Source organism: Polaromonas sp. (assembly GCF_031411155.1).
In the GTDB taxonomy this organism is placed as follows: domain Bacteria; phylum Pseudomonadota; class Gammaproteobacteria; order Burkholderiales; family Burkholderiaceae_C; genus Polaromonas.
This window is the reverse complement of sequence record NZ_JANOAL010000320.1, coordinates 1-7,504: the sequence shown is the minus strand read 5'-3', so window position 1 is coordinate 7,504 and position 7,504 is coordinate 1. Positions and strand designations below refer to the sequence as shown.

The 7,504-nt window shown below is 66.8% G+C and carries 7 protein-coding genes and 1 pseudogene; 4 read left to right on the top strand and 4 right to left on the bottom strand.

What is annotated here, in order from left to right; all coding sequences use genetic code 11:
* On the top strand, positions 1-777 hold a 777-nt coding region (locus RMO23_RS18695), incomplete at its 5' end, for a tripartite tricarboxylate transporter substrate-binding protein (protein WP_309684448.1).
* A gap of 27 nt (positions 778-804) precedes the next feature.
* Here RMO23_RS18695 and RMO23_RS18690 read toward each other — a convergent pair.
* Positions 805-1,548, bottom strand: a complete 744-nt coding sequence (locus RMO23_RS18690; protein ID WP_309684444.1) for an IclR family transcriptional regulator — start codon at positions 1,546-1,548, stop codon at positions 805-807.
* 116 nt (positions 1,549-1,664) lie between these two features.
* On the opposite strand from RMO23_RS18690, the pseudogene RMO23_RS18685 reads away from it, so the two are divergent.
* A pseudogene (locus tag RMO23_RS18685) lies at positions 1,665-2,486 on the top strand (hydroxymethylglutaryl-CoA lyase); the annotation flags it as partial.
* Positions 2,487-2,588: 102 nt separating this feature from the next.
* On the top strand, positions 2,589-3,812 hold the full coding sequence (locus tag RMO23_RS18680; protein WP_309684451.1) for a CaiB/BaiF CoA-transferase family protein: 1,224 nt from the start codon (positions 2,589-2,591) through the stop codon (positions 3,810-3,812).
* On the opposite strand, the gene RMO23_RS18675 is transcribed toward RMO23_RS18680, so the two are convergent.
* Together RMO23_RS18675 and RMO23_RS18670 are read right to left on the bottom strand one after the other, a co-directional pair.
* Positions 3,809-4,117 (bottom strand): collagen-like protein, encoded by a 309-nt coding sequence (locus RMO23_RS18675; protein WP_309684443.1) that lies wholly within the window; start codon positions 4,115-4,117, stop codon positions 3,809-3,811. The two genes, RMO23_RS18680 and RMO23_RS18675, sit on opposite strands and share 4 nt — an antisense overlap.
* Before the next feature lie 200 nt (positions 4,118-4,317).
* Positions 4,318-5,664 (bottom strand): Ig-like domain-containing protein, encoded by a 1,347-nt coding sequence (locus RMO23_RS18670; protein ID WP_309684440.1) that lies wholly within the window; start codon positions 5,662-5,664, stop codon positions 4,318-4,320.
* A gap of 307 nt (positions 5,665-5,971) precedes the next feature.
* Here RMO23_RS18670 and RMO23_RS18665 point away from each other — a divergent pair, with 307 nt between their 5' ends.
* Entirely contained in the window at positions 5,972-6,310 is a 339-nt protein-coding gene (locus tag RMO23_RS18665; RefSeq protein ID WP_309684437.1) for a hypothetical protein, read from the top strand.
* 119 nt (positions 6,311-6,429) lie between these two features.
* On the opposite strand, the gene RMO23_RS18660 is transcribed toward RMO23_RS18665, so the two are convergent.
* Positions 6,430-7,281, bottom strand: coding sequence for a hypothetical protein (locus RMO23_RS18660; RefSeq protein WP_309684434.1), 852 nt, complete (start codon positions 7,279-7,281; stop codon positions 6,430-6,432).
* Between the last annotated feature and the right edge of the window lie 223 nt (positions 7,282-7,504).

The window sequence follows — 7,504 nt, the reverse complement described above, 5'->3', positions numbered from 1 at the left end:
GAGAACCAGCCCGGCGCCGGCGGCGTGGTCGGCACGCAGGCCATGATCCGGTCGGCGCCCGATGGCCTGACCCTGAGCATGGTGTCCAACAACCATGTGATCTACCCGAGCGTGCTCAAGTCGGTGCCGTTTGACCCGGTGGCCGACATCACGCCGATCGCCGTCATCGGTGCCACGCCGCTGGTGCTGGTGATCAACCCGAAACTTCCGGCGAAAAACATGAAGGAACTGGTCGCGCTGTTCAAGGCCAACCCCGGCAAGTACAACTACGCCTCGTCGGGCAACGGCACCATCCTGCACCTGGCGCCCGAGATGTTCAAGGACGTGACGCAGACCTTCGTCACCCACATTCCCTACCGCGGCGTGGCGCCCATGGTGCAGGACATCATTGCCGGCCAGGTCGACATGGGGGTGCTGGCCCTGCCGTCGGCGCAGGCGCACATCAAGGCCGGCACCATGCGGGCCATTTGTGTCTCGGCGCCGGCCCGCATTCCGGCCGCGCCCGATATTCCGACCTCGGCCGAGCAGGGCTACCCGGGCTATCTGGTGGAGGGCTGGATCGCCGTGGTCGGCCCCAAGGGCCTGCCGGCGGACCAGGTCAAGCGCATCAACGCGGCCTTTGTCACCGCGTTTTCAACCGCCGAGGTCAAGGAGTCCATGGCCAAGCAGGGCAACACCATCAACGTCTCCACGCCCGAATTTGCGCTGGCGCACTTCAAGTCCGAACTGGTGAAATACGCCAAGCTGGTCAAAAAAGCCGGGGTCGTGCCGCAGTAGGCGCAGCCGGCACGGCACGAGGGGGTATCAGCCCAGCAGGCCACTGAGCTTGCGGGCGCAGCCCAGAACCGCCTGGACGTAGTTTTCCTGGTAGCGCGCGGCCGGCATGGTCAGCGTCAGCGCGGCGGCCAGTTCAGGCCGGCCCTGGCGGTCGGTGCGGAACACCGGCGCCGAGATGCCCGCCACTTCGGCCAGCCGGTCGCCGCTGGCCGTGTAAAACCCCTGTTGCCGGATCTTGGCGTAAAGATCCTTGTCTTTTTGGCCTCTGGCCCTCGCCGGATCTGCATCGAATGCTATCAAAATGCGAGCACCGGTGCCGCGGTCCATGGGCAGCAGGTCGCCCGCCTGGAGGTGGTCGCGAACCGGGTGCGGCGAGTCCACGCGGTACAGGCACAGCCTCGCGTCGCCCTGGCGCACATGGTAGGCTGCGCTTTCGCCGGTCTGCGCCACCAGTTCGCGCAGCACCGGCAGCACCACCTTGTCGAGTGAAAACGAGGCGGCATAAATGCCGTGCAGGCGCGCCACCTCCGGACCCAGCCCATAGCGGCCATCGTCCAGCCGCTGCACCAGCCGCGCATGTTCCAGCGAGGCCAGCAGGCGCAGCACCGTGCTTTTGTAGAGCTGGGTGCGCGCGGCCAGCTCGGCCAGCCCCAGCGCGGTGTCGCCGGCCTTGAACGCCGCCAGCAGCGTCAGGGCGCGGTCCACCGCCGCGGCGCCGCCGGGCGCGGCGTGGCTGTCGGCCAGGGATTCGGTCTGGGCTTTGCGGGGCATCAATAACTCCTGGTCATGCGGCGGACCGCAGCGCTTGACAAGCGCTTGGCCATCGGTGATCATTTCAATAGAAAGAACAATGTTCTATCTTACAGAATTATTTGAGGAATGCAACCATGTCCAATGCTCACGTATTGATCAGCGAAGTCGGCCCGCGCGACGGCCTGCAATCGGTCAAGGCATGCATGCCGACGGCCGACAAGCTGCGCTGGATTGACGCGCTTCACAAAGCCGGGGTGCGCGAGATCGAAGTCGCCTCCTTCGTGCCGGCCCGGCTGCTGCCGCAAATGGCCGATGCCGCCGCGGTGGTGCGCCATGCGATCACGCTGCCCGGCCTCACGGTGATGGCCCTGGTGCCGAACCGCCGTGGCGCTGAAGCGGCGCTGGCCGCCGGCGTGCACAAGCTCACCGTGCCGGTGTCGGCCAGTGCCGCGCATTCGCTGGCCAATGTGCGCAAGACGCGCCAAGAGATGGTCGAGGAAGTGCGCGCCATCGCGGCCCTGCGCCGCGACATCGCGCCCCACGTCGGGCTGGAGGCCGGCATTTCGACCGCCTTCGGCTGCACGCTGCAGGGCGCCGTGGCCGAGGACGACGTCATCTGGCTGGCCGCGCAATGCATTGCGGCCGGTGCCGACGAGGCTGGCCTGTCGGACACCGTCGGTTATGCCAACCCGGCGCAGGTACGCCGCCTGTTCCGGCGCCTGCGCGGCGAAATCGGCCGCCACGCCGGCGCGGCCCATATGCACAACACGCGCGGCCTGGGCCTGGCCAACTGCCTGGCGGCGTACGAGGAAGGCGTTCGCACCTTCGATGCCTCGCTAGGCGGGCTGGGCGGTTGCCCTTATGCGCCGGGCGCCTCAGGCAACGTCGTCACCGAAGACCTGGTCTTCATGTTCGAGGCCATGGGCGTGCCTACCGGCATTGACATTGAAAAACTCATGGCCGCGCGCGCGCCGCTAATGGCCGGGCTGCCGGGCGAGCCGGTGTACGGCATGACGCCCGAGGCAGGTTTGCCGAAAGGCTTTGTTCAGGGCGCCCGCATGGCGGCGCCGGCCAGTCCGGCCGTTGAAGAAAGCGAAACCAAGGACACGCCCCTGCCCTACGCCGGCATCCGCGTCGTCGAATTCACCCACATGGTGATGGGCCCGACCTGCGGCCTGCTGCTGGGCGACCTGGGCGCCGAGGTGATCAAGGTCGAGCCGCTGGAGGGCGACGGCACGCGCCGCCTGCTGGGCTCGGGCGCCGGGTTTTTCCCGACCTTCAACCGCAACAAGAAAAGCATCGCGCTCGACCTGAAGACGCCCGAAGGCGTGGAGGCCGCGCTGCGCCTGATCGCCACGGCCGACATCGTCAGCGAGAACTTCAAGCCCGGCACCATGAAGAAGCTGGGCCTGGACTACGAGACGCTGAGAAAACGCCAGCCGCGCCTGATCTACGTCAGCCACAAGGGTTTTCTGCCCGGGCCTTACGAGCACCGCACCGCGCTGGACGAGGTGGTGCAGATGATGGGCGGCCTGGCCTACATGACCGGCCGCAGCGGCGACCCGCTGCGCGCGGGCACCAGCGTGAACGACATCATGGGCGGCATGTTTGGCGCCATCGGGGCCATGGCCGCCTTGCGCCAGCGCGAACGCACGGGGCTGGGCACGGAGGTGCAGTCGGCCCTGTTTGAAAACAATGTGTTCCTGGTGGGCCAGCACATGATGCAGTTTGCCGCCACCGGCCAGGCTGCCGCGCCCATGCCCAGCCGCATTTCGGCCTGGGCGGTGTACGACGTGTTCACCGTGAAAGACGGCGAACAGATCTTTCTGGCCGCCGTCAGCGACAAGCAATGGGCGATCTTCTGCCAGGCCTTTGGGCTGGACGAGCTGCTGGCCGACCCGCACCTCAAAAGCAATAACGACCGCGTGCGGGCCCGGGACTGGATGATGCCCATGCTGCGCTCGCGCCTGGCCGGGCGCAGCGCGGCCGAGCTCAGTGCGCTGTTTGAAGCCAGGGAACTGCCTTTTGCGCCCATCGTGCGGCCCGAAGAACTGTTTGCGGATCCGCACCTGAATGCGACCGGTGGCCTGGCGCCCATCCGCATGAACGACGGCAGCCAGTCCAAGGTGCCGCTGATGCCTTTCACGCTGGGCGGCCAACGACCCGGCATCCGGCTGCAGCCGCCGCTGCTGGGCGAGCACAGCCGCGACTTGCTGCGGGAACTGGGCTATGGCGAGGAGGCCATAGCCGCCCTGCAGGCCGGCGTGGGGCGAAAGCCTTAGCGCGCCGGGGTGGCCGGCGGCACGATCACCACGGTGTCGCCACCGGTCTTGCCGCGTTGACCGGTGGCGCCGGTGTCACCCGTTGCGCCGGTGCTGCCCGCGGAACCGGTCGCCCCGGTGGCACCGGTATAACCGGTCGATCCGGTGGAGCCGGCCGACCCGGTGGAGCCGGTTGCGCCCGTGGGGCCGGCCGGTCCGGGCACGGTGACCACGGCGGGCGGTGTGGTCACCACCGTTGATGGCCGGTCGCAGGCGCTCAGGGCCAGGGTCGCCACGGCGGCTGAAAAAATAATGGCGTAGTTCATGTGAATTCCTTTGGGTTGGTGAAAAAAAGCGGCTCATCCGAAGCGATGGACCACCGTGTCAGCTGGCATTTTCGACAATGCGCTTTCCGCATGCGGTTGCGTGCGATGGCGCACGTAACCCCGCTCCTGTGATGCCGCAATGGCCGGCGCATGGCCCATGGCGGTGCAAATTCCTTGTTTTTCATGGCAGTTCCCATGGCTTAGTGCTGTTGAAACAGCACCAGCCGGGTTTCGCGGCTCAGGTCGCCCTTGGTCGCGGTGATGTTGGCTTCGAAGCGGGCGCCGGGCACCGGCACCTGGGCCTGGAAACTGAAACCGAAGACGCCGTTGGCGTCGGACCGCACGGTCTGGTTCAGCACCTGCTGGTTGATGCCAAAAAAGCCGGCCACCGACGCAACCACCTGAACCTGTATGTCGACCTTGGCATCCGGCGCGGTGCGGCCGCGCACCTCGATCACGCCGTTGCCGACCTGCGCGTTGTTGGCGTGGCTGGTGATCTGCAGGGGCAGCATGGCGGCGGGCGGCGGGGTTTGGGGCCCGGTCACATTGAAGGCCCAGGTCTGCTTGACCGTGTTGCCAGCATTGTCGGCCGCCGTGATTTCGACCGGGTAACTGCCGGGCCGCAAGTCGCCACGCCAGGTGATGAACTGCGGCGTGATGCTGGCATTGCGCGTCATGTCCTGGCCGCCAATCATGATCTTCACGCTCTTGGTGTCCACCCCCACGCCGCCACTGTCGTCAAAGGTGGCCGACACCGAGGCTGGGTTGCCCGTCACCGTTTCGTTGTTGTGCGGTGCCAGGTTGCGGATGGTGGGCGGCCGGGCATCGACCAGCAGCGCCTGGTTCAGCCGCGAGCGGGCGACCTGGCCGTTGGCTTCCAGCGCGGCGCTGATGTTGAGCGAGGGCGGGAAGTTGTCATTGCGGCGTATCGTGTAAGCGCCTTCGTAGCGGCCGGGCCGCACTTCGGGCATGGCCACACCCTGTACCACGCCGTCAATGGTAAAGCTGGCGCGCGCACCGGGCGTGCCCACCGCCGCAAAGCGCAGATCGGCACCGGGCTCGATGCGGGCGATGGGGGTGACGCCAAAGCGCTCTATCACCAGCGGCGCGGGCGCCGGAACGGCCGGCGGCACAGCAGGCGGGGGCGGCAGCGTGGCCACCGGTGGCGGGCCGCCGGCCAGCGCCTGGGTCGCCACCGTGGAGGCGTTGCGCACGCGCAAGGTGGCGCGCGCCGTCGGCTGCGGGCCGAGCCGGTCGCGCCGGCTCAGGGTGTAGCTGCCTTCATAGACGCCGCGCTCGACCTCGCGCAGCGCAATCGTCTTGTTGACGCCGCCAATCCGCACGCTGGCCTTGCCGCGCGGCGTGCCTTCGAGCGTGAAGTCAATGTCACTGCCGGGGCCGAGGCGATCGGACACGTCGACCTGAAAGCTGCTGATCTCGGGCGCAAAGCGCGCCCTCGACTGCGCTCCGGCCAGCTGCGGCGCGGTGGCGATGAAGCCGGTGGCCAGCAGCGGAAGCAAAAAAGAAAGGAAACGATGAACTTGCATGGAAGACCTTTGCGAAGAAGTTCATCCGTTGTAACTTGCATCGCAGGGCTCCCGCGTAGGCGCATGACCGCAGAAAGCGTGGGCCGAGTGCCCGGCCGAAGGGGTGATGAATGCTATTAAATAGATAGCATACTATGGCCATATAGTATGGGCTATGGCCGTTATTCATGCATAAATGAGGCCGAAAGCGCTAGCCCGGCGGGGCATGGCCTGTTTCCGGGCGCCTGGCATCCTGCAGGCAGAACCGGCTTACATGCGCACACATTTAAAAACAGTCTACCCGTGCCCATTCGCATCCAATTCACTCATGAACACCCTCTACCGCGCAAACAGTGGCAACGACTCCCGCCGGAACGGGAAGCGGCAGGGTTTTCAGGCAGCCAGCCGGGAGGCCAGCCGCGTGGTCACCGCGTCGAAACAACTGGCGGCAAAAAAGATCGGCAATGCCCTGATCTGCATCGCCATGGGGCTGGTTCTCGCCCCGATGGGCTGGTTCGCGGCGGCAGGCTACGGCGTCTGCGGTGTGCTGCTGCTGTTTGCGTGGGCAACCTATGTGTCGACACGCGTTGAGCGAGATGACCCGCACTCCCTACCGTCTTCACCGGGCGGGAGCCCGCGCCGCAACTCGCGCGCCGTGGGGCGCTGAGCGCCAGGATCGGCAGACGGGCGGCTCCGTGAGCGCCAGCCGCCGGGACCGGGCCAGGTTTGACCCCCGACCGCGTCGCGGGCTCGCCTGCGCCCTGAGTTTGCGTGCCTGTCGGCGCCTCAGGCCGGTCGATTGACCAGCGCGCGAGCGTACAGCGGGTGGCGCATGCTGCGCACCTCGTGCTCCAGCGTGGCCAGCCGCTCACCGGTGTCCGGATCGATGAGGTCCTGAAAGCGGTACTGGCTCTGGCTGCTTTCTTCGGTGATCAGGCCGCGCTCAAGCAGCCGCCGGTGCACGCCCGAGAAATCGGCGACGGCGATCTGCACATGGTGGCCGTCATACGCGGGCAACTCGCGCGTCTTCTCACGGTCCATTTCCCGAAACAGCAGGCTTTGGGCCGGGCCGGTGGTGATGTGGGCAAAGCGGCCGGCCGCGTCCTCGCCGCAATGCGCCAGGGCGCCGAGGATGCCGCTGTAAAAGCGCGCAATGCCCGGGCTGGCGCCGGCGGCGGTGTCGATTTCGACATAAGGCATGCCCAGCGTCATAGCGCCGAAGCGCGCGGCGTCTGGCGCGTGCACGCGAACCCGATTGCCCCAGGGGCAGCTGACCTCCACGCACCCGGCGCCGCGGGCAAACGCAAACGCCGTGCCCTGCAGCAGCGGCTGCACGCCGGCCAGCCGCGCCATCAGCGCATCCAGATCGGGCATGACCAGACCCGTCACACCGCGCAGCCGCTGCGCCGGCCCGATCGGCAGGTGAAACTGGCTGCTGCCGACATTGATCCAGGCGGTGCGCACGCCGACGCGCAGATAAGGGTCGCGCGTCAGGCCCAGGCCCATCACGTAAAAGATGATTGCCTGTTGCTGGTCGGGCACCCGCAGGTTGACGTGACCGAACTCGACGATATTGCCAACGTCTTCGCTGGCCCGGTTGAAGCCGGGCGGGTCAGCGGCCGCTGTGGGGGTTTGCATGGCGTTCACGGTGTCCTCATGACTGGCTGTGGGGCATAGATGTTGGCACATTGGCGTCGTGGCGGTGCTCCGGGTACGCGCCGGGGTCATCGGTGTCTGCTTTGGGGTTCTTGTGTGCTATCAAATAGATCGCCAATTGCACTCACCATGAAAGCGCTGGAGGCCTGTTCCATGACTCAAGACCGATGGGGTTTGAGGCGCTGTGGCGAATCACCGGCTTCGA